The sequence below is a fragment of the Bifidobacterium sp. W8114 genome (assembly GCF_016101165.1).
Classification (GTDB): Bacteria; Actinomycetota; Actinomycetes; order Actinomycetales; family Bifidobacteriaceae; genus Bombiscardovia; species Bombiscardovia asteroides.
Map to the genome: position 1 here is coordinate 53,674 of NZ_JACFRA010000001.1, position 22,184 is coordinate 75,857.

Annotated in this window: 18 protein-coding genes and 1 pseudogene; 17 read left to right on the plus strand and 2 right to left on the minus strand. The window is 57.4% G+C overall.

Going from position 1 to position 22,184, the window contains the following annotated elements:
• The first annotated feature begins 142 nt into the window (after nt 1-142).
• From H3T89_RS00240 to H3T89_RS00250, 3 genes are all read left to right on the plus strand, one after another.
• Entirely contained in the window at nt 143-841 is a 699-nt protein-coding gene (locus tag H3T89_RS00240) for an HdeD family acid-resistance protein (protein WP_015022228.1), read from the plus strand.
• A gap of 103 nt (nt 842-944) precedes the next feature.
• Nucleotides 945-1,721, plus strand: a complete 777-nt coding sequence (map, locus tag H3T89_RS00245; RefSeq protein WP_015022227.1) for a type I methionyl aminopeptidase — start codon at nt 945-947, stop codon at nt 1,719-1,721.
• A 333-nt stretch (nt 1,722-2,054) separates the two neighbouring features.
• Entirely contained in the window at nt 2,055-3,344 is a 1,290-nt protein-coding gene (locus H3T89_RS00250) for a citrate synthase (protein WP_198216166.1), read from the plus strand.
• Between the two features lie 19 nt (nt 3,345-3,363).
• On the opposite strand, the gene dapD is transcribed toward H3T89_RS00250, so the two are convergent.
• Nucleotides 3,364-4,323 (minus strand): 2,3,4,5-tetrahydropyridine-2,6-dicarboxylate N-succinyltransferase, encoded by a 960-nt coding sequence (dapD, locus tag H3T89_RS00255; protein WP_198215856.1) that lies wholly within the window; start codon nt 4,321-4,323, stop codon nt 3,364-3,366.
• A 147-nt stretch (nt 4,324-4,470) separates the two neighbouring features.
• Here dapD and H3T89_RS09065 point away from each other — a divergent pair, with 147 nt between their 5' ends.
• From H3T89_RS09065 to H3T89_RS00305, 11 genes and pseudogenes are all read left to right on the plus strand, one after another.
• A complete protein-coding gene (locus H3T89_RS09065) occupies nt 4,471-4,602 on the plus strand; it encodes a hypothetical protein (protein ID WP_255297770.1) in 132 nt (43 codons plus the stop codon).
• Nucleotides 4,603-4,708: 106 nt separating this feature from the next.
• Nucleotides 4,709-5,842, plus strand: a complete 1,134-nt coding sequence (gene prfB, locus H3T89_RS00260; protein ID WP_015022223.1) for a peptide chain release factor 2 — start codon at nt 4,709-4,711, stop codon at nt 5,840-5,842.
• Nucleotides 5,843-5,939: 97 nt separating this feature from the next.
• Nucleotides 5,940-6,971 (plus strand): annotated as a pseudogene (gene ftsE / locus H3T89_RS08830) (cell division ATP-binding protein FtsE); the annotation flags it as partial.
• 770 nt (nt 6,972-7,741) lie between these two features.
• Entirely contained in the window at nt 7,742-8,665 is a 924-nt protein-coding gene (ftsX, locus tag H3T89_RS00270) for a permease-like cell division protein FtsX (RefSeq protein WP_198215858.1), read from the plus strand.
• Between the two features lie 86 nt (nt 8,666-8,751).
• A complete protein-coding gene (locus H3T89_RS00275; RefSeq protein WP_198215859.1) occupies nt 8,752-10,140 on the plus strand; it encodes a CHAP domain-containing protein in 1,389 nt (462 codons plus the stop codon).
• A gap of 92 nt (nt 10,141-10,232) precedes the next feature.
• A complete protein-coding gene (gene smpB / locus H3T89_RS00280) occupies nt 10,233-10,709 on the plus strand; it encodes an SsrA-binding protein SmpB (RefSeq protein WP_015022219.1) in 477 nt (158 codons plus the stop codon).
• A gap of 277 nt (nt 10,710-10,986) precedes the next feature.
• Entirely contained in the window at nt 10,987-11,925 is a 939-nt protein-coding gene (locus tag H3T89_RS00285; protein WP_015022218.1) for an ABC transporter substrate-binding protein, read from the plus strand.
• Between the two features lie 108 nt (nt 11,926-12,033).
• Nucleotides 12,034-13,008, plus strand: a complete 975-nt coding sequence (locus H3T89_RS00290; RefSeq protein WP_015022217.1) for an amino acid ABC transporter permease — start codon at nt 12,034-12,036, stop codon at nt 13,006-13,008.
• 16 nt (nt 13,009-13,024) lie between these two features.
• The gene (locus H3T89_RS00295) at nt 13,025-13,837 is read left to right on the plus strand and encodes an amino acid ABC transporter ATP-binding protein (protein ID WP_198203382.1); all 813 of its coding nucleotides are present in this window, start codon (nt 13,025-13,027) and stop codon (nt 13,835-13,837) included.
• Between the two features lie 86 nt (nt 13,838-13,923).
• Nucleotides 13,924-15,816, plus strand: coding sequence for a glutamine--fructose-6-phosphate transaminase (isomerizing) (gene glmS, locus H3T89_RS00300; protein ID WP_198216167.1), 1,893 nt, complete (start codon nt 13,924-13,926; stop codon nt 15,814-15,816).
• Nucleotides 15,817-15,892: 76 nt separating this feature from the next.
• Nucleotides 15,893-16,588 carry a pseudouridine synthase gene (locus H3T89_RS00305; RefSeq protein ID WP_198216168.1) on the plus strand — a complete coding sequence of 232 codons (696 nt, stop codon included), beginning with the start codon at nt 15,893-15,895 and terminating at the stop codon, nt 16,586-16,588.
• 48 nt (nt 16,589-16,636) lie between these two features.
• Here the strand turns inward: H3T89_RS00305 and H3T89_RS00310 are convergent, their stop codons facing one another.
• On the minus strand, nt 16,637-17,620 hold the full coding sequence (locus tag H3T89_RS00310) for a LacI family DNA-binding transcriptional regulator (RefSeq protein WP_198216169.1): 984 nt from the start codon (nt 17,618-17,620) through the stop codon (nt 16,637-16,639).
• Between the two features lie 323 nt (nt 17,621-17,943).
• On the opposite strand from H3T89_RS00310, the gene H3T89_RS00315 reads away from it, so the two are divergent.
• The 3 genes from H3T89_RS00315 (at nt 17,944) to H3T89_RS00325 (ending at nt 21,954) form a co-directional block, all read left to right on the plus strand.
• Nucleotides 17,944-18,780, plus strand: a complete 837-nt coding sequence (locus tag H3T89_RS00315) for a carbohydrate ABC transporter permease (protein WP_232348391.1) — start codon at nt 17,944-17,946, stop codon at nt 18,778-18,780.
• Between the two features lie 2 nt (nt 18,781-18,782).
• On the plus strand, nt 18,783-19,766 hold the full coding sequence (locus H3T89_RS00320) for a carbohydrate ABC transporter permease (RefSeq protein WP_232348392.1): 984 nt from the start codon (nt 18,783-18,785) through the stop codon (nt 19,764-19,766).
• A 106-nt stretch (nt 19,767-19,872) separates the two neighbouring features.
• The gene (locus H3T89_RS00325; RefSeq protein ID WP_198215863.1) at nt 19,873-21,954 is read left to right on the plus strand and encodes a beta-galactosidase; all 2,082 of its coding nucleotides are present in this window, start codon (nt 19,873-19,875) and stop codon (nt 21,952-21,954) included.
• Nucleotides 21,955-22,184 lie beyond the last annotated feature (230 nt).

Sequence of the window (22,184 nt, forward strand, 5' to 3'; positions counted from 1 at the left end):
ACCCTGTGGTCACCGGCAATCGACTGGCTGGCGAATCATCCGCCGAAGGGAAAAGCCGCGATTGCCTCCGTTGGTGATTTACACTTGGAAGACGGTAACGGGGCGGCCCATTGGCCGCCCTGAGCGAGTGAAAGAGGACGGTATGACGGATCCCATGCAGGGCGGTCAGCCCAATCAGTACGGTGGTCAGGATTCTGGGCGGAATGGCGGCCAATACCAGGATAATTATGGTCAGTTTGGGCAATACCCCGGCTATCAGGGGCGCCCGCCACGCATGGATCCATTCTCCATGATCGCTGAGGATCTGGGATTCAGAACCCTGCGGGCCATCCGCATCATCATGGGCGTCATGGGTGTGATTGGAGTCATTCTGGGCCTGGCCCTTCTGCTCAGGCCGGACAAGACCCTGATCGCCGTGACCGTGGTGCTGGGCATCTACTTCATCATCTCCGGCGTGGTCCGTCTGGCCACCGCCATCGTAACCAAGGGACTTCCAGGCGGATGGCGGGTGTTGGGTGTCCTCTTTGGCGCTCTGATCGCCGTCGGAGGCATCGTCATCGTCAGGAACACGGCCCTGTCCGCTTCTGCGCTGACCCTGCTGGTCACCATCATCGTGGGCATCAGCTGGATCATGGAGGGCGTGATGAGTCTGGCCGCCTCCTGGGGGCTTCCACATTCAGGCTGGGCCATCTTCTCAGGCATCGTCTCCATCATCGCCGGAATCATCGTCATGATCTATCCGCTGAGCTCCGTCATCTTCCTGGTCATCTTCAGCGGGTGCGCTCTTCTGGTGCTGGGAGTCGTCTCCATCATCAGGGCCTTCACCTTTGGCCGGAACTGAGAGCCGGACTCGTCCGACTGACCCGATAATACTGGGAGGTAGTACTTGGGCAGGACCCTGAGGGACGGCACCCGCGGGCACCAATCATGAAAGGACGCAGAGGATGATCGAGCTCAAAACCAAGCAGGAGATCGAACAGATGAAGCCGGCGGGCAGGTTTGTCGGCAGCATCCTCAAGGAGCTCAAGGCCATGAGCAAACCCGGGGTCAACCTGCTGGAGCTGGACGACTACGTCAAGGACAGGATCAACTCCCGTAAGGGGGCAACCTCCTGCTACGTGGACTACGCGCCTGATTTCGGCACAGGCCCCTTCGCCCACTACATCTGCCTGTCTGTCAACGATGCCGTTCTGCACGGGGTTCCGTATGACTACAACCTCAAGGACGGCGACCTGCTCTCCCTGGATCTGGCCATCAATGTGGACGGTTGGGTAGGCGACTCGGCTATCAGCTTCGTGGTGGGCGAGCATGCCGATCCAGAGGATCTGCGACTGATTCGGACTACAGAAGAGGCCCTGAAGGCGGGTATTGCCCAGGCTCAGCCCGGCAACCGTCTGGGTGACATCTCCGCTGCGGTCGGTGAGGTTGCCCATGAAAACGGGTACAGCGTCAACCTGGAGTTCGGTGGACACGGTGTAGGGCGGATTATGCATGGTGATCCCCATGTGCCCAACGACGGCACTCCTCATCACGGCTACAAGCTGCGCCCGGGTCTGGTCATCGCCATTGAGCCTTGGTTCCTGGCGACGACCGATCAGATTTACCAGGATCCCAAGGACGGTTGGACCCTGCGTTCTGCAGACGGGTCGCGCGGCGCCCACAGCGAGCACACCATCGCCATCACCGAGCAGGGGCCTGTCATCCTGACGACCAGGGAATGAGTAGAGGCTGTCCGAGGGCGAAATAGGACTATAGGGGATCCAGGAATGTCCACAATGTGGATGCTCATGGGTCCCTGTTTGATGCCGTCCCTTTCTTTCCTGGCGTTGTTACCCGCAGGCTGGCGCGGGAAGGAAGACAGCCCCGCCCTGGATCAGCGCGTCGTTGCTGGGGGCGACGGATTCCTGCTGACGGTTACAAGCCGGTAATCGAAGTCGTGGTTGTTTCTGCTAGCATGTCGGCAATTCCACGCCGGTACAGGTGCCGGTAGCCTGATTCGGCATGGCCATCGACTCCCACCGGCACCTCACTGGTTGATTAACAGGAGGTGCGTGGTGTCTACAGCACGGTTGTCCATCGATTCCGAACAGGTTGATCTTCCCCTGGTTCGTGCCACCGAAGGGCCCGACGGCATTCTGGTCTCCTCCCTGCGCAACGACGGCTGGGTTACGCTGGATCCCGGCTTCCAGACCACGGCCCAGTGCGTATCGGGAATCACCTTTATTGACGGCAAGCGGTCCATACTGCGCTACAGGGGCTATGCCATAGAGGATCTGTGCGCCCAGTCCAATTTTCTCGAAGTAGCCTGGCTGCTGTCCCATGGCGAGCTGCCTGATGCTGAGCAGTACCAGCGGTTCCGCAGCCATGTCCTGGGTCACACGCTCGTAGGGGAGGACTTCCGTCACCTGCTCTCGTCTTTCCCCCGCCAGGCTCATCCCATGAGTGTGCTGGCCGCTGCGGTCAACGCGCTTGCTGGCTTCCACCCGGACACCTGTGACGTAGACGATCCCGATCAGCTGGATGAGGCCAGCTCCATCATCATGGCCAAGGTGCGCACCATCGTCTCATTGATCCACCGGCGTCGCCGTGATCAGCCTCTGCTCTACCCGGACAGGACCTGGGGCTATGTGGAGGACTTCCTGCGGATGAGCTTCGCCATGCCCTACCAGCCCTATCAGGCTGACCCTCTCAAGGTACAGGCCCTGGACAAGCTCCTGATCATCCATGCCGACCATGAACAGAACTGCTCCACTTCAGTAGTGCGGATTGCTGGATCAGCCCGGGCCAATCTGTATTCGGCAGTGGCTGCCGGCATCAATACTCTGTCAGGACCCCTGCACGGCGGCGCCAACGAGGCCGTGTTGCGCCAGCTGAAGAGCATACGGGATTCCGGTCTGGGTGTGCGAGGCTATGTGGACCAGGCCAAGAAGGAGGGTCGGAAAATTGCGGGTCTGGGCCACCGGGTCTATAAGTCCTATGACCCGCGCGCGGCCATAGCCAAGCAATGGCTCTACAAACTCATGGACGAACCCGACCATGATAAAAATGCCGAGGATGCGGAGCTCTTCGACGTGGCCTTGGAGCTGGAGGATCTGGCCCTGCATGACGACTACTTCGTCGAGCGCCACCTCTATCCCAATGTGGACTTTTACACCGGGCTCATCTACCGCGACATAGGCTTCGACCCGGAGATGTTCACCACGCTCTTCGCGTTGGGGCGCATCCCCGGATGGATCGCCCAGTACAGGGAGATGCTGGACGATCCTGATACGAAAATCGGTCGTCCCAGGCAGGTCTATACCGGTCAAGGTCCACGCGACTACCTGCCCATGGAGAAGCGCTGAGCCCCACGAACGCCTGGGCTCAGTTGGCGTGCAACCGCTCGTTCAGCTCTATCCCTTTCTTGCGGGGCAGGGCTTTGACCTGGCCGGTGCGGGAGTCGCGGATAAAGAGCAGATGATCCCGTCCGCTGAGTTCCGCGCCCTTGACCACCTGGTCGCCCAGACCGATCTTGGTGCCGGCGGTGACATAGAGGCCGGCTTCGACCACGCAGTCATCGCCCAGGGAGATGCCAATGCCGGCGTTGGCTCCCAGCAAGGAGTGCTGACCGATGGAGACCCGATGGCGACCTCCTCCGGACAGGGTGCCCATGATTGAGGCTCCGCCGCCGATGTCCGAACCGTCGCCGACCACGACCCCCTGGGAGATTCTGCCTTCGACCATGGAGTGGCCCAGAGTTCCGGCGTTGAAGTTGACGAAGCCCTCGTGCATGACGGTCGTTCCTGGAGCCAGATGGGCGCCGAGCCGAATCCGGTCGGCGTTGCCGATGCGTACCCCCTCGGGAACCACGTAATCCACCATACGGGGGAACTTGTCCACACTCAGCACTGTTACCTGCGTCACCGGGATGCCCGGCATGGAGCGGCTGGCTGCTGCCATGACCTCTGACCTGCGCAGGGCGAAGTCCTCCACGGCAAAGGGTCCGTAATTGGTCCAGACCACAGTGGTCAGCTGTTCGAAAATCCCGTCCAGGTTCATGCTGTTGGGCGGGGTCAGGCGCATGCTGAGCAGATGAAGCCGCAGATAGGCGTCGGCGGCATCGGCTATCGGGCCATCCAAATCGGCCACGGTGAAGACCGGCAGCCTTCGGATGCCTCGTGCGTCGGGCTGGGTGTGAACCTGGTCTCCGAAGTCGTGGTTGGGACGGTTGGCTGGGGTCGGCGGTGCGGAGATTTCGGCCTTGGGGTACCAGACGTCCAGGGTTCGGCCCTGCTCGTCCTGGCTGGACAGACCCCAGCCCCATGCGGTGCGTGCTGTGCTCATCGTTCCTCCTTCAGGCGGTGCACTTATGTTGACATCAGGTTGTCTTACAGGATAAACCGGTCGACGCTCAAACACAGGCGGTCCGTCCGACAGTCGGGTCTGGGCTGTCGCCGGCCAGGTCCCAGCCGATAGGTAAAATCAACAATTATGAGTGCCTACAGTCATGAGCGGGAGCGCCGGGAGCGTAGGCGCCGCAATACGGCCAGGGCGGTCTGCCTGGTCATCGCTGTGGCGTTGCTGGCCAGTCTTGTCATCCCTGCAATCTTCAGCGGCCTTTGACCTGGCCCGTCCGGTCGGCGGGAATCCGGCCGTCACAGGCCAAGCGGATAGGAACGAAGACGGTGGCCGGCTCATATGCAGCCGGTCTGGAAAGCGGTGAGACGGTATGGCAGAGATGGATTTCGCCCAAGCGTTGGAGCAGGCCAAGGCCAAGTACGAGATGATTTCCAAGGCGCTGGATCCGGAGGGTCTGCGCTCGCGGATTGCGGATTTGGAGCGTCAGGCGAGCGCGCCCGGACTTTGGGATGATCAGGAGAACGCCCAGAAGGTGACCAGCAGGCTCTCGGCCCTGCAATCCCAGCTCAAGCACCTGGAGTCCGCTTCCTCACGGCTGGATGATGTGCAGGCCTTGGAGGAGCTGGGCCGGGAGGAGCATGATCAGGACACACTGGTGGAGGCACGCAAGGAGATCGACTCTTTGAGGTCCGACCTGGCCGACATGGAGATTCAGACCCTGCTGGATGGGGAGTACGACGAGCGCGCCGCCGTCGTCACCATCCGCTCGGGTGCCGGCGGCGTGGATGCAGCCGACTGGGCCCAGATGCTCCTGCGTATGTATATGCGCTGGGCTGAGCGGCACGGCTTCTCCACCAAGGTCATGGACACCTCCTACGCGGAGGAGGCCGGCATCAAGTCGGCCACCTTCCAGGTGGACGCCCCTTACGCATATGGTCGGCTGTCGGTGGAGGGCGGCACCCATCGTCTGGTGCGGATCTCGCCCTTTGACAATCAGGGACGGCGGCAGACCTCTTTCGCTGCTGTCGAGGTCATCCCCCTGGTGGAGCCTACCGACCACATCGACATCCCCGACTCGGACATTCGAGTGGATACCTATTGCTCCTCCGGTCCCGGCGGCCAGGGTGTCAACACCACCTATTCAGCCGTGCGCATCACTCACCTGCCGACAAACATCGTGGTCACCATGCAGGATGAGCGCAGCCAGATCCAGAACCGTGCGGCTGCCATGGCTGTTCTGCAGTCCCGGCTGTTGGTTCTGCGGCACGAGGAGGAAGCCAAGAAGAAGAAGGAGCTGGCTGGCGACATCAAGGCCAGCTGGGGGGATCAGATGCGCTCCTACGTGCTGCATCCCTACCAGATGGTCAAGGATCTTCGCACCGGTTACGAGACCTCGGATACCCAGGGGGTCTTCGACGGTGACATTGACGCCTTCATCGAGGCTGGCATTCGCTGGCGGCATCAGCAGCGGGTCCAGGCTCGCGAGGAGGAAGCCGGCAGGTAGAGCTTCGTCCGGCTCAAGTCTGGTCGGTGTTTCATGAGTGAGTAGTGTCGGTCTTCTTGATAGCCTCTGTATGGGAATACCGAGGAACGGAGTGTAAATGGCGTTGATTTCGCTCAAGGGCGTGACCAAGATTTACCCCAGGGGGTCCCGTCCAGCCTTGGATAACATCAGCCTGGATGTCAATCGCGGGGATTTCGTTTTTCTGGTGGGCGCCAGCGGGTCGGGCAAGACCACTCTGCTGCGTCTGCTCCTGCGCGAGGAGGAGGCCACCGAGGGGGAGATCCGCGTGGCCGGCAACGACCTGCGACGTCTGCGCAACCGCGAGATTCCCGGGTATCGGCGTTCCATCGGCTTCGTATTCCAGGATTACAAGTTGCTGAACAACAAGACCGTATGGCAGAACGTGGCTTTCACACTGGAGGTCATCGGCGCCCGTCGGTCCACCATTAAGACCCTGGTGCCTCAGGTGCTCAAGACTGTGGGGCTGACCGGCAAGGAGCACAACTACCCCCACGAGCTTTCCGGCGGCGAGGCCCAGCGTGTGGCACTGGCCCGGGCCTACGTCAACAACCCGGAGATTCTGCTGGCGGATGAGCCCACCGGCAACCTTGATCCCACTACCTCCCTGGGCATTATGGAGGTCCTGGATGCCATCAACAGGACCGGCACCACTGTGGTCATGGCCACCCACAACGAGGAGATCGTAAACTCCATGCGCAAGCGGGTGGTGGAGTTGCATACCGGTCGGATTGTGCGCGACGAAGTCCATGGCTCCTATGATTCTTCGCGATTCTTCCCAGACGCCGAGGTTGCTGCGCGCTCTCATCACGCCATCGGGGATCCCGACGACGGCGATGCCCTGGACCGTGTACGTGAGGCTGGAGTTGGAGGGCGCCGCCCGGTTCAAGTCGTCGTGCAGGAGGGGAATAGCTCGGCCACCGAGCCCATTGCGGATGGAGCCAAGGGGGCCAGGCAGGTGGTCCAAGCGGCGGCAGAGGCCGTCAACCAGGGTCAATACGGTGACGAGGGAATCGCGCGGTTGGCCAAGTCCATGCATTCGGGGAGAACCGGACGTTATGGGAAGGTCTTCACCTCTGTGGAGGACACTCTGACCTGGGGTAAGGGTCTGGGCAGTCTTGAGTCTGCGCAGGAAGATTCCAGCCAGCGCGAAGACGCGGCTGCAGGGCAGTCCGGTCGTAGGGCCGACTCTGACTCGGACGAGCGATTCCGCAGGCCAGCAACCCAGGTCGCACAGGATCGATCAGGTCAATCGAGTGACGGTTCCGGTGATGGAGGCCACGACGAGGCGGAAACCGATCATGATGAGTCAGCCAATCGTGCTCGGGCAGAGCGCACAGCCCCCGGAAAATCTTCCAAGCCCGCCAGTGGTTCGGACGCTGCTCAGCCCAAGGCGACAACTGAAAGCAGGTCCCAGGATCGGCAGACCGAAGAATCGAGCAGTCGGGATCAGAACAGGAAACAAGACGATGATCGCAATCGTGATCGTGGTGAAAGAGCGCCCAAGAAGGATGTCAATGCCAAAGATCGCCAACCGATGAAGGGCTCTTCCGCCAGGACTTCCGATCCTGAACAAGGATTCAAGAGGCCCGATCAACCATCGCGTTATGATGACTCCAGCCCAGCCGAACCGACCGGCAAATCCGGTCAGGACAGCGGACAAATGAAGCATGACGTGGCGGATTCCTCAAAACGGACCTCCAATAAGAGCAGGGCCAATAAAAAGGTCTCAACGAGCGAAAATCGTCATGACGTCGAGTCCATGGGGGCCCCGCCGGCACCTCCTGCTCCGCCCGAGGTCCCCAAGGGATCAAGGAAGTCCCAAGGAGAGAATGATGCATCGGCTCGGGATGAGCGTGATGACGAGAAGAAGGCGGCACGATGAGACTGCGGTTCATCCTTTCCAGCACCTGGGACAACCTGCGTCGCAACGGATCCATGATTCTCTCGGTCACGCTGGTCACCTTCATCTCCTTCCTGTTCATCGGCGCCTCAGGCCTCATGCAGGCTCAGATCAGCAAGGCCAAGGGAGACTGGTACGACCAGGTGGAGGTGGTGGTCTGGCTCTGTCCGGATGGCGCCAGCCAGGCAGCTTCTTGCGCGACGGGCAAGGCACCCACCAACGACGAGATTGTCAAGCTGGAGAACACCATCAATACCGAGTTGCGCGACTCCGTAGCCAAGATCACCTACCAGAGCCGTGAGGACTTCTTCAAGAACACCTTCCTCAAGCAGTATCCTGAAGGCACTTATGAGGGAAGGACCATGACCGCGGCAGATATGCAGGCCTCCCTGCGTCTAAAGCTCAAGGATCCGACCAAGTACCAGGTGGTCTCCGAGGTGCTGTCCGGACGAGATGGGGTGGAGGAGGTCTCTGATCAGCGTCAGATATTCGACCCGGTCTTCAAAATCCTCAATAGAGCCACAGCGGTCACTTTGGTCCTTGCCGTGGTTATGGTGATTGTGGCTATTCTGCTGACCGGCACCACCATCAGGATGAGTGCGGCCTCCCGTCGAAACGAGACGGAGATCATGAGACTGGTGGGAGCGTCCAACTGGACCATCAGGTTGCCCTTCATTCTGGAGGGGGTTGTGGCATCCTTGCTGGGTTCGCTTCTGGCTGTGGGTGCTTTGAGCGCCATCGTCAAACTTTTCATCACGGATTGGCTGGCCCAGACGGTCCAGTGGATGCCCTACGTGGACCAGTCCACGGTCCTGCTCATGGCCCCGGCGCTGATCCTGGGGGCCATGCTCTTGTCCGCATTGGCCTCTTCCATCTCCTTACGGAGGTACCTGAGAACCTGATTCGGGCGACGGGCCGATCGACCTTATGGGTACGAGCTCTGCCATAATGATGACTAGCATGGATGAGTGATTGTGAGGACTTGACCATGAATCGTACGAAACATTTGGAAGCCATCTGCGGCCTGGTGGGGTCGTTGGCCTTGATGTTTGGGGGAGGAATACTGGGATTGACGGTGGCCCCCGCGCCGGCGCGGGCTGATTGGAGCAGCTATCAACAGAAGGTACAGAGCCATGAGGCCCTGAAGAGCAAGCTGGCGGGCGTCAGCAACGAACTGGCCAACCAGATTTTGAGCCTCAATGATCTGACTGCCAACCAGATTCCGGCGGCGCAGCAGAGGGCCGTTGAAGCCCAGCAGCAGGCCGAGCAAGCTGACAGTCTGGTTCAGGCCACCAACGACCGTCTGCAGGCGGCCCGGAAGGATCGTGCCGACTTGGAGGACAAGATACGTCAGACCGGCATCGACTATGACGACGCCAAGGCCGGTGTGGCACAGATGGCAAGAAAGAGCTTCCGTGGCTCTGAGGCCTCCCAGGTCATGGACGTGGTGACCAAGTCCTCCAGCACCAAGGACTTTGTGAACAAGATGCAGGCCGATGCAGCCGTGACCCGGTCCGAGGCCAACACAGCCAATGACGCCGCCAATACACTCAATTCGTCTATGAACCGCAAGCAGCGCCTGGAAGCCATTGAGGAGCAGATCAGCAATTTGAAGGCCAAGGCCGACCAACAGCAGGCTGCGGCTCAGCAGGCGGCAGCCGAGGCGCAGGCCAAGCAGGACAGTCTGCAGGCCTTGCGCGAGCAAGGAACTGCAGCACGCAAGCAGCTGGAGGATCAGAAGGCCGCCCTGACCACGCAGTCGGCCCGTGAGGCCGCTGATATTGTGGCCACCGAGTCTATGATCGATTCTTTGAACACAGGCAATGTCGGAGGCGGTGCTGATCCTCATGCCGGTGGTGCCCAGCAGATCGGCGGTGGCGGCTCGGCATCATCGCCGGCTCCGCGGCCTTCTCCGCCGAGCAACGGGGGTGGTACAGGTGCCTCCGGTATGAATTATGGAGTACCTGGCAACTGCCCTGCGGGCTCAGGGTTCTGCTATGGCCATCCCACCGGCAACTCGGTGGGCGGCAGCGCCTATCCCGCTCGTCAGTGCACGCTCTGGGCCTACATCCGTCGCTCGCAGCTGTCCCTGCCTGTGGGATCCTATATGGGCAACGGGGCTGATTGGGCCAATACGGCACGTAGTCTGGGCTACCTGGTCAACAACACTCCGCATGTGGGCGCCGCCATGGTCTTCGCCCGTGGCCAGCGGGTCGGTTCCTGGAATGCGGACTGGACCTATGGCCATGTGGCTGTGGTCGAGCGGGTCAATGCAGATGGATCGGTGCTCATCTCCCAAGGGGGCACCGGCTTCGCATCCTTCCCCGCTTATGAGACGGTCTATGGGGTCGGCAACTACCAATACATTCATTACTGATGCCGTTGCGGGCCCGGTCCGCCGCTTGGAACGTCACTATCGCCGTCCGGAGTGCCAGGTAGCCTCCTTGGCGCGATCCTGAGGAGGATATTATGGCTAAGGAAACCGGCACATCCATGATCGCCCAGAATCGCAGGGCCCGTCATGACTACCAGATCGAGGATCGGTACGAGGCCGGCATCGCGTTGACCGGGACCGAGGTCAAGTCCCTGCGTGAGGGGCGGGCCTCCCTGGCCGAGTCATTCGTCAGCATCGACCGGCGGCACGAGGTCTGGCTGGAAAACGCCAATATCCCTGAATATCTCAATGGCACCTGGAACAACCATGCCCCCAAGCGCAAGCGCAAGCTGCTCCTCCACGCCAAGCAGATCGTCCGTTTGGAGCGGCAGATTCAGGCCAAGGGCTACACCATCATTCCCCTGAGTCTGTATTTCAAGGACGGCAGGGTCAAGGTGGAGATTGCAGTGGCTCGAGGCAAGCGCGAATATGACAAGCGCCAGTCCCTGCGGGAGGAGCAGGATCGTCGCGAGGCGCAAAGGGCCATGCGCTACCGGAACAGGCGGGGCTGAGTTCCCTGATATGTTCCCTTGAATCTCCTGAAAACCGCAGTTGCCCGTTGACGGCTTCCTGCTCTATACAGATTCGACACGCCCGGAGCTGATGTCAATAGACGGTGATGAATAGCGTCTTTGGCCCGTTATAGAGCCAAAAATGTCAGTATAAGCAGTCCGCGAGATAGAGCTGATCTTCATCCGTATGCATAAAAATACAAAAGTGTGCATAATAGTGCATGTCAATCAAGAGCAATGAGGGGTCGCTTCGGGGCGGTCCGGAAGAGGAGAAGACATGGGCAAGATCAAGGCGGTGTTGGCGGCGGCTCTGAGTGTCACCCTGCTGGCCTCCATCGGAGCCTGCGGAACCACCGACGAGGCGGACACCAGCAGTGCGTCGGGCAAGGCCACCACCAGCTCCCATCCAGCGGCTTTTGACGTCAGCGGCATCAAGAAGGATCCGGCCATTGCGGCCAAGGTGCCCGAGTCGGTTGCCAAGGACGGGAAGCTGACCGTGGGCATGGAGACCTCATATGCCCCTGGCGAGTTCATGAATGAGGACGGAAAGACCCCCATCGGCTATGACGTGGACCTGTCGAACGCCATTGCCAAGGTCATGGGGCTCGAGGGGGAGATGGTCAGCGCTTCCTTCGATACCATCATCCCAGCCATCGGCAGCAAATATGACGCGGGTATCTCCAGCTTCACCATCACCAAGGAGCGGATGCAATCGGTCGACTTCGTAACCACTTTCAAGGCGGGCACCGCTTTTGCCGTGAAGAAAGGCAACCCCTCCAAGATCAATCCTGACGACATCTGCGGCGTCAAGGTCGGCGTGCAGACCGGAACCATAGAAGAGCAGCAGGCCGCCGACAAGATTTCGGCCGAGTGCAAGGCCAAGGGCAAGAAGCCGGTGGACGTCCAGTCCTACAAGCAGCAGACCGATGCTGCCACTGCAGTGGTCAACGGCAAGATCGACGTTTTCTATGCTGACTCCCAGGTGACCGGTTACGCCATCAAGCAGACCGATGGACAGCTGGAGAAGCTGGGCAAGGATACCGACATCGTCCTGCAAGGTGCCGCTCTGAAGAAGGGCAGCGGCATGGCCGAGGCCACTCAGGCGGCTCTGCAGAAGCTGATCGACGACGGCGTCTACGCCAAGATCCTCAAGAATTGGGGCGTTCAGAGCGGCGCGGTCGAGAAGGCTGAGATCAACCCTGCGGTCTCTGACTGAGGCAGGGCCAGGCGCGGGTCGTCGCATCGGGTGACCCGCGCCTTAAACAGGTGGTTCGGCCAATAGGCCAGGCCTGAATAAGTACAGCGGTGCGGAAGGAAGCAGGAGATGCAAACCAAGAAGGGGACGGACCAGATTCAGATCCCCGGCAGAATACATGCCAGGCCTGTGCGCAAACCAGGGCCGTTCGTAGCTGCGATCATCGTGGCCATCTTCGTGGCCATGCTGATCCACGGCATGGTGACCAACCCCAATTTTGATTGGCCCACGGTCTGGAAGTACCTCTTCAATGAGCATGTCCTGGACGGCATCAAGTGGACCCTTCTGCTGACCGTCTACGCCATGGTCCTGGCCACGATTCTGGCCATCATCCTGGCGGTCATGCGCAAGTCGTCCAATCCGGTTCTACGGTGGGTCAGCTGGTTCTTCATCTGGTTCTTCCGAGGCACTCCTGTGTATACCCAGCTGGTCTTCTGGGGCCTCCTCTCCGTATTGATTCCCAAGCTGGCCATCGGCATCCCCTTCGGGCCCGAGTTCTGGAGCATCGACACCAAGACCGTGCTGAACGCCACCGTGGCCACGGTTCTGGGCCTAGGACTGAACGAGGCCGCCTATCTTTCCGAAATCGTCCGTGCCGGCATCGAGGCTGTGGATCCCGGCCAGGAGGAGGCAGCCAAGGCCCTGGGCATGCCCCCGTCCATGATCATGCGGCGGATCGTCCTGCCTCAGGCCATGCGCATCATTGTGCCGCCTACCGGCAATGAGACCATCGGCATGCTCAAGACCACATCCCTGGCTCTTGCCGTGCCCTTCACACTGGAGCTCCAGTTCGCCACCAACGCCATCGCCAACCGCATCTACAAGACCATCCCGCTGCTGATTGTGGCCTGCATCTGGTACCTGGTCATCACCTCCATTCTGATGGTCCTCCAGGCCCAGCTGGAGAAGCACTACGGCAAGGGCTTCGACTCGCGGCCCCTGGCCGGGTCGGGAGCCAAGGACGGCAAGGATGGCGAGGATCCACAGACCCGTCAGGACACTGACAAGGTCAACAAGGTCATGATGGCCGGGCTGAACGCCTGAGCGCAGGAGGAGAATCATGGACGAGCACAGGCAGACCAGGAAAGATGGTCAAGGCGGTAAGGATCCGGCCATCGTCATCAGGAATGTGCACAAGGTATTCGGTGATCAGCATGTGCTGCGGGGAATCAACCTGGAGGTCATGCCAGGCACGGTGACGGCCGTCCTAGGGCCTTCCGGCTCAGGCAAGTCAACGCTGCTGCGGCTGATCAACCAGCTGGAGACCCGTACAGCAGGCGAAATCTACGTGGACGGCGAGCTGACCGGATACCAGAGGATCAATACCGGCAAGGGCCCTGTGCTGCAGACCCTGGACGACAGGGCCATTGCCAGGCAGCGATCCAAAATCGGCATGGTCTTTCAACGTTTCAACCTCTTCCCCCACATGACCGCCTTGGAGAACGTCATGGAGGCACCGGTCCATGTGGGCCGGGTTCCCAAGACCGATGCCCGCAAGGAGGCTCAGGCCCAGCTGGAGCGTGTAGGGCTCGAGGACAGGATGGACTACTATCCCGCCCAGCTCTCCGGCGGTCAGCAGCAACGTGTGGCCATCGCGCGAGCCCTGGCCATGCACCCTGACATCATGCTCTTCGACGAGCCCACCTCGGCCCTGGATCCGGAGCTGGTGGGCGAGGTCCTGGGGGTCATGCGACAGGTGGCTCAGCAGGGCATGACCATGGTGGTGGTCACCCACGAAATGGGCTTCGCCCGCGAGGTGGCCGAGCAGATCGTCTTCATGGACCAGGGTGTCGTGGTGGAGCAGGGAGGACCTGACATCATCGACCATCCTCGCACGGAGCGGTTCGCCGAGTTCCTGCATACCGTGCTCTAGGCTCAGGCTCTGCCTGGTTGTAGAAATTCCGGCAAGAAGCCTTCAGGACGGGCGGCGGCGGAACTGCCGTGGTTAGACTGGGGCCCATGTGCGGAATCGTCGGTTATGCGGGATCAGTAAGGACGGCCTGCGGCAGGCCCTTGGAGGTCTGCCTCAAGGGTCTGGAACGTTTGGAGTACCGGGGCTATGACTCGGCCGGAGTGGCCCTGGCTGCCCCTGGGATGGCGCGGGTGGCCGTGCGTAAGAAGGCCGGGCGTCTGGGCAATCTGGTTGCTGATCTGAAGGCCAAGCCCATGCCCGAGGCCACTGTGGGCATCGGCCACACTCGTTGGGCCACCAATGGCGAACCCACTGATGTCAACGCCCATCCCCACATCAGCCGTGACGGCAAGGTCGCGCTGATTCACAACGGGATCATCGAGAACGCATCCAGGCTGCGGCTGGATCTGGAGACCGAGGGGTACACCTTCGTCTCCTCCACGGACACCGAGGTGGCTGCCAAGCTTCTGGGCAAGATTGCCCAGGAGATTATCGATGCCACCGGCCGGCCAGACATCTTCGAGGCCGTCAGGCGGCTGGCACGCATGCTCAAAGGAGCTTTCACCATCCTGGCCGTGGATTCACGGCAGCCCGATCTGGTGGTGGGCATACGACACGATTCGCCTCTGGTGGTCGGCCTGGGGGACGGAGAGAACTACCTGGGCTCTGATGTAGCGGCCTTCGTGGCTTATACCCGTCAGGCCATGGAGCTGGGGCAGGACCAGGCCGTCTGCATCAGCGCGGACCGGGTCCTGGTCACCGATTTCCAGGGACATCCGGTGGAGCATCCGCGCCGCTACACCATCGACTGGGATGCCTCAGCCGCAGAAAAGGGCGGATGGGACTCCTTCATGGACAAGGAGATCCACGAGGATCCTGCGGCCGTCTCCAACACCCTGCTGGGTAGGTACGACGAGTCGGGCGACCTGGATCTGGACGAGGTCCACATCGATGAGGATGTCTTCCGTCAGATTGACAAGATCATCGTTGTGGCATGCGGGACGGCCTCCTATGCGGGCCTGGTGGCCAAGTACGCCATCGAGCACTGGGTCCGCATTCCAGTGGAGGTGGAGCTGGCCCATGAGTTCCGGTACCGGGATCCGATTCTTACCTCACGGACTCTGGTAGTGGCTATCTCCCAATCAGGGGAGACTATGGATACCCTGATGGCCCTGCGGCACGCTCGGGAGCAGGGTTCCCGGGTCCTGGCCATCTGCAATACCCAGGGGTCCACGATTCCCCGCGAATCCGATGCCGTCCTTTACACCCATGCCGGGCCGGAGGTGGCCGTCGCCTCCACAAAGGCCTTTTTAGCCCAGATCGTAGCCGCATATCTCCTGGGGCTCTACCTGGCCCAGGTCAAGGGGACCATGTATCGCGACGAGATTCATCAGACCATAGACGGCCTCAAGGCCATGCCCTCCAAGATCCAGTGGGTTCTGGACACCCAGTCGCAGAAGGTCCAAGAGACCGCCGAGCGGATGATCGATGCCCATTCCTTCCTCTTTCTGGGCCGCCATGTAGGGTATCCGGTCGCCCTGGAGGGTGCCCTGAAGCTCAAGGAAATCGCCTACACCTTCACCGAGGGTTTTGCGGCCGGTGAGCTGAAGCATGGTCCCATTGCCTTGGTTGAGCCGGGGGAGCCGGTCGTGGTGATCGTCCCCAGCCCCCGCGGGAGGGATGTCCTCCACAACAAGGTGATCTCATCCATTGAGGAGGTCAAGGCCCGTGGCGCCTTCACCATAGCCGTGGCCGAAGAGGAGGACGAGGACGCTTCCAGGTACGCGGATGTCGTCTTCCGCAGGCCCCAGTGCCCGACCTTGATGAGCCCTCTGGTTGACGTGGTTCCCCTCCAGCTCTTCGCTCTGGACATGGCCCGCCTCAGGGGGCTGGATGTGGACAAGCCGCGCAACCTAGCCAAGTCCGTCACCGTAGAGTAGCAGCGTGGTGGTGTCCGATCGGCGGGTGCAGCGGCCCCATCGTTGGGTTCTGGACGAGCCTGATATTCCCTTCGATATGCCCATCCTCTATGAGGATTCCAGGATCATCGTGGTCGACAAACCCCACTTCCTGCCCACCACACCGCGGGGGATGTGGTACCGAAGTACAGCCCTAATCCGGCTTCGTGAGATGACTGGTGAGCCTGACATCATTCCTGCCCATCGTCTCGACCGGGCCACCGCTGGAGTCCTGGTCTTCGTCCGCGATCGCCGGTGCAGGGGGAAGTACCAGATGTTGTTCCAAAACCGGCAGGTGCATAAGGAATATGAGTGCCTTTCACCGGCGAAGCCCTTGAAGCAACCCCGATTCGGTACTGTAAAACCACTGAACCCACCAAGTGTATTCCCCTTGTTGCGTAGTTCCAGAATTCTCAAGCATAGAGGCATTCTACAAGCATGTGAAGAGCGTGGGTCAGTGAATGCCAAGACGATTGTGGACTTGGCGACAGAGCAGCCCCTTGAACAAACGCAAGGTGGATATCGGAAGTATTCTTTGCGTCCGCTTACGGGCAAAACCCATCAGCTCAGAGTACACATGAACTCTATGGGTATTCCTATAAAGTATGATAACTTGTACCCATCGCTGAGAGATGATGCAAAGGATGATTTTGGAAAGCCACTGGCCTTGGTTGCCCGATCGCTCTCCTTTATAGATCCGGTGAGTAAGAAAGAACAACATTTCATTTCTCGAATTCCTCTTAGCTTGACATGAGCATGAGATTTGCTGTGTTCCCACTCATTGGTCACAAGAGAGCGAGCTTCATAGAGTTCTTACGGACTGTCGTTCGATGAGCTCTGACGGAATGACGATTTTTTCGCCTGGTGTCAGCTGTTCACCCTCGCATTGGCGCTTGATCATAGCGAATGCCTCTTGCCCGATATCTTCAAAGCGCGGTCGCATAGTCGTCAAGTTGAGACGGGGTACGATACCGACCAGCGAGTCATCGAACCCGATGATACTGACATCGTCAGGAACAGTTTTCCCTCCTGCCGCCAGTCCTTGCATGGCTCCATAGGCCATCTGGTCATTAGCGGCAAAAATCGCGGTGCAATCCATCTTGGATGCTAGCGATAGACCGGCCTGGTATCCACTGTCGGACTCCCAATCCCCGAGATAGACCGGCGGAACTTCTCTTCCTGCTTTGAGGAGTGAATCCTTCCATCCCTTGGTCCTGCTGATGGCAGCCATGGATGTTGACGGGCCAGCAATGTGGTAGACGGTCCTGTGACCGCGAGTAATGAAGTAGTCGACTATCGCTCCTGCTGTTCCATATTGGTCGGTATCAATAGTCGGGCAAGACTCGGAGGGAATCTCGGAATAAAGAACAAGAGGTAGATCAGGGGAGGGAAGCAGCGGAGCGAAATCGCTGATTTTCTCATCGAGGATAAAGATAACCCCATCGACTGGGAGTTGTTTCATCCTTTCCATTGATGCCTGAATATCGCGATTTGTGCCTCGTCGCATGGTTAAAAGCGTAACTGCATAACCCGCATCATTTGCTGTTCTCGCAATACTTTTGAGAATTTTTGTATTGCCGTAGGTTTCTATGTTGGATACGACCACGCCGATGTCCCTGAAACGTCCGCGTTTCAACGCACGTGCTGCATAGTTTGGTCTGTAGCCCAGCTTATTCATGGCGAATAAGACCCGTTGTCGTGTTTCGGGACGAACCGAGGTGCTGTCATTCGCCACACGTGAGACTGTCTGAGTAGACACGCCAGCTGCCTTGGCAACGTCATGCATTGACGGTGATTGAGTATGTTTCATAAGTCCTGCCTTGACATGTTCCGCTATGTCTAAATCATAGACCTTAGTAGGAATTCCCAATCTATGTTTGCAGTATTCAAGAAGGAGAGTTATTATGGTAACGTAAACATTTGATGTAGTAATGCAGCGCTGCAGTTGTTCTTAATATCGGATGTTGACTATCAAAGGAGAAGGTCGCAATGGCTATCAAAGAAGGTTCGACCGTATCTGGTCAGGCGGATCAGTCGCCGGGGCAATCTGAGGGTTTAACTTCCAAATACGCCCACAAGCATCGATTAGATTGGCGCGGATGGAAGTTCATGGGACCGTTTGTTTTGGTTTTCCTTTTTGTGTTCATCATTCCCATCCTCTATGCGATTTATATTTCGTTCTTTGAAAGTCGGATGGTCGGTGGAACCGTATTCGTAGGGTTTGATAATTATAAGCGCCTGTTTGCCGACGGCCTGTTCTGGAGTGCAGTCGGGAGGGTTTCTCTCTTCACGATCATTCAGGTTCCCGTCATGCTCTGTATTGCGGCTTTGTTGGCCTTGGCGATTGACTCTATGAAACTTCATGGAACGAAGTTTTTCCGTATATCGACTTTTCTTCCCTATGCGGTTCCGGCTGTCGTATCCACTTTGATTTGGGCATTTATGTATGGAGCGAAATATGGGTTGGTCGGTTCTCTGAATACATGGCTGGGAATTCATCTTGATGTTCTGTCCCCGAATGTCCTGTTGGCTTCAATTGGCAACATTGTTACTTGGGAGTTCACCGGTTACAATATGCTGATTTTCTATTCGTCCTTATCAACTATTCCTCATTCCCTGTATGAGGCAGCCGCAATTGATGGTGCTTCGGAGTGGCAGATTGTCCGAAGGATCAAGATGCCGGAGTTGAGGGGATCTTTGGCGATTACCGTCATATTCAGCATCATTGGCAGTTTCCAGCTGTTCAACGAACCCAGCATCATGCAGAATATGGTGCCCAGGAATGCGATTACCACTTTCTACACACCCAACATGTATGCCTACAATCTAAGCTTCTCTGGGAACCAGTCCAATTACGCGGCAGCGCTGGCGATTGTAATGGCCGTAATAACTATGTCCATCGCATATGCGGTTCAGCTTAATACGATGAAGGAGCAGATGAAATGAGTATGTCTGCCGAACATGTAAAAACAGATTCCGTTTCCCGCCTTTCTTCTACCCAGGAAAGGAGGAATAGGAAGAAAAGATTGGCGAAAGAAGAAGCTGCTGAACGTAAGAGGTCGGCTGCAAGCGGATTCTCGAATCCAACAAATCCACGTCGCAGTTGGTCTTTGACGTTCATTACGGGGGTCTTTGCGATATATTGCCTCTTCCCGTTTGTCTATCTGGTGATAAATTCCACAAAGACACAAGAAGACTTCACCAGTACGTTTGGTTTGGGGTTTGGGCATACCTTTGCACTTGGTGAAAATCTGAAACTACTTGGTATTTATCAGAACGGTATCTTCCTCCGTTGGTTTGTAAATACTCTGATTTACGTAGTAGTCGGGGCTGGGGGTGCCACCTTGCTGGCAATCATGGGAGGATATGCCTTGGCTAAGTTTAGGTTCCCCGGCCGCAAAGCGGTTTTCGCGGTCATTATAGGTTCAATCAGCGTTCCCGGAATAGCTCTTGCTGTACCCCAATTCCTGCTCTTTGCGAAATTGGGGCTGACCGATACTCCTTGGGCCATGATCATTCCCAGCCTTATCAGTCCATTTGGCCTGTATCTGATGTGGATATTCACCGAACAGGCGGTTCCCACTGAATTGCTAGAGGCGGCCCGTGTTGACGGTGCCGGCGAGTTCAGAACGTTCTGGAGTGTAAGTCTGCCCTTGCTGGCACCTGGAATCGTCACAACATCCTTGTTCGCCATTGTGGCTACTTGGAACAACTATTTTCTGCCCCTGATTATGCTCAAGGATTCGGATTGGTATCCCTTGACCATCGGCTTGAATCAGTGGAAGGATCAGGCAAGCACGACAGGAGGCCAGGCAATTCAGAACCTAGTCATTACCGGAAGTATGATCACCATCATCCCACTTGTCATAGCTTTTCTTACTCTCCAAAAATATTGGCAATCCGGGCTGGCTGCAGGCGCGGTCAAAGAGTGAGAGGTTCAGTTTCCCCTCAGCGGGCTATCCCAACGAAGTTTGAGACAACCTATTTAGGTCAAAGCCTTGAAACCATCTATGCATATGAACAGGAGTGAACTCGGTAATGAGCAACAAGAGCAATTTTCGTTGGCCATCTCCTTTGAGAGGGCAAGACAACCGGATTTGGTATGGCGGTGATTACAATCCTGAACAGTGGCCAAAAAAAGTATGGTGTGAAGACATCGATTTAATGAAGGAAGCAGGGGTGAACATCCTGTCTGTCGGTGTATTCGCATGGTCGAAGATAGAGCCGCGGGATGGGGTATATGATTTTTCCTGGTTGGATGAGGTTATTGAGATGCTCGGCAAGGCCGGGATTGCCGTAGACCTCGCATCCGCAACAGCATCACCACCCCTGTGGCTCACCCAGGCGCACCCTGAAGTGCTCTGGAGGGATGAGCGGGGAGACGTATGTTGGCCTGGTGCCCGTCAGCATTGGAGACCTACCAGTCCCGTTTTTCGTAAGTATGCTTTACGCCTATGCGAACAGATGGCGAAGCATTTCAAGGATAATCCATACGTGGTGGCATGGCATGTGAGCAATGAATACGGATGCCATAATCGATTCGATTATTCTGATGATGCCATGACGGCATTCCAGCGGTGGTGCAAAAAGAAATATGGCAGTGTCGAAGCTGTCAATGATGCGTGGGGAACTGCCTTCTGGTCTCAGACCATCACTGACTTTTCTCAGATTCTACCGCCTCGTTTTGTTGGTAAAGGCAACTTCATGAATCCGGGGAAGGTTTTGGACTTCAGGCGGTTCAGTTCCGATGCTCTCAAGCAGTTCTTTATTGCAGAACGTGATGTCCTTTCTAAGATTACCCCATATATACCCTTGACCACGAACTTCATGGTGACCGCGAGCAACTCCATTCTTGACAATGATGATTGGGGCTCCGAAGTGGACTTTGTCTCAAATGATCATTACTTCACGCCAGGGAAACAGCATCTTGACGAGCTGGCATATTCCTCTTCATTGGTGAACAATATTGCAAGCAAGAATCCTTGGTTGTTGATGGAACATTCCACTGGCGCAGTCAATTGGAGACCGGTGAATGAACGGAAAGAGCCTGGTCAGATATCGCGCGACGCCCTTGCGCATCTTGCCCAAGGGGCCGACGGTATCTGCTTTTTCCAGTGGAGGCAGTCAAGAGCAGGAGCGGAGATGTTTCACTCGGCCATGTTGCCTCACGCCGGTAAGAATAGCCGAATTTTCCATGAGGTCTGTGAACTTGGGTCTCACTTGTCTTGTCTAACTGACGAAGGGATGCTTGGAACCAGGCCAGTGCAGTCACAGATTGCCATTGTATTTGACTATCAGAGCGAATGGGCTGACCAGTATATTGCCATGCCGTCTCAAAAGATTCACCATTGGGCCGAGGCATTGGATTGGTTCCAAGCCTTAGAAGATGAAGGTCTGGCTGCGGATGTAGTCCCCCTGAGCAAGCAATGGGAAACCTACAAAGCCATTGTGCTGCCAGGTGTTTTCCTGCTGAGTGAGAAGAACGCTGACAGGATCCGTGGTTATGTCAAAAAGGGTGGCCGACTTTTTGTTACTTACTATACGGGTATTTGTGATGAAGAGAATAGAGCTTGGCTTGATGGCTATCCGGGGCTTATAGGTGACGTTGTGGGAGTTCGTTCGGAAGAACTTGTACCCATGATTGAAGAAGGTGATACCAACATCAGAGAGCTGCAACTGGACAATGGCGCGATTGCGCATGATATTGCTGATTGCATCACTTCCATTGCGGATACCACTAGGGTAATCAGTTCATATAGGGCAGAGGATCATACTGGAATGAATGGTGTGCCTGCGGTGACATTGAATACTTACGGCAAGGGACAGTCTGCATATATAGGTTGTCATTTGGGTAGGGAGGGGCTTGCTCTCACTTTGCCGGAATTATTGAACCTTATGGGAATTAATCGAACCAATCAAGATTGCAGTGGCAAGGTTCTCCGCCTTGAACGCTCAGGGTCGAAGGACGGAGTTCGATTCATTTTCTATTTCAATAGGGAAAACCAGGATGTCACCATCCGGTGTGAGGGCAAACCTGTTGTACTTTCTTGTGCAGTAGCTCAGGGGACGGATGGTGACATCCTTCTTCATCCCAATGGTGTTGCAGTGACGAAGCTTTAATGATTGTGATTCAGTTGTTTGAATCTGAAAAAGGGTAGAAAAAGTGACTTTGAAGGCGCCTCGTTTATATGGGAATGTTATCGTTATCAACCAGTTGGCATGTGCTGTCACCGCTGAGACGGTAATTTACCCAATAACGATCCCTACCTCCGACAAGGATCATGAAGAATGACATCGGTACTTAGCGTGCTTATCGTCAGTTTTTATATGTTTCACAAAGAACTGATGTT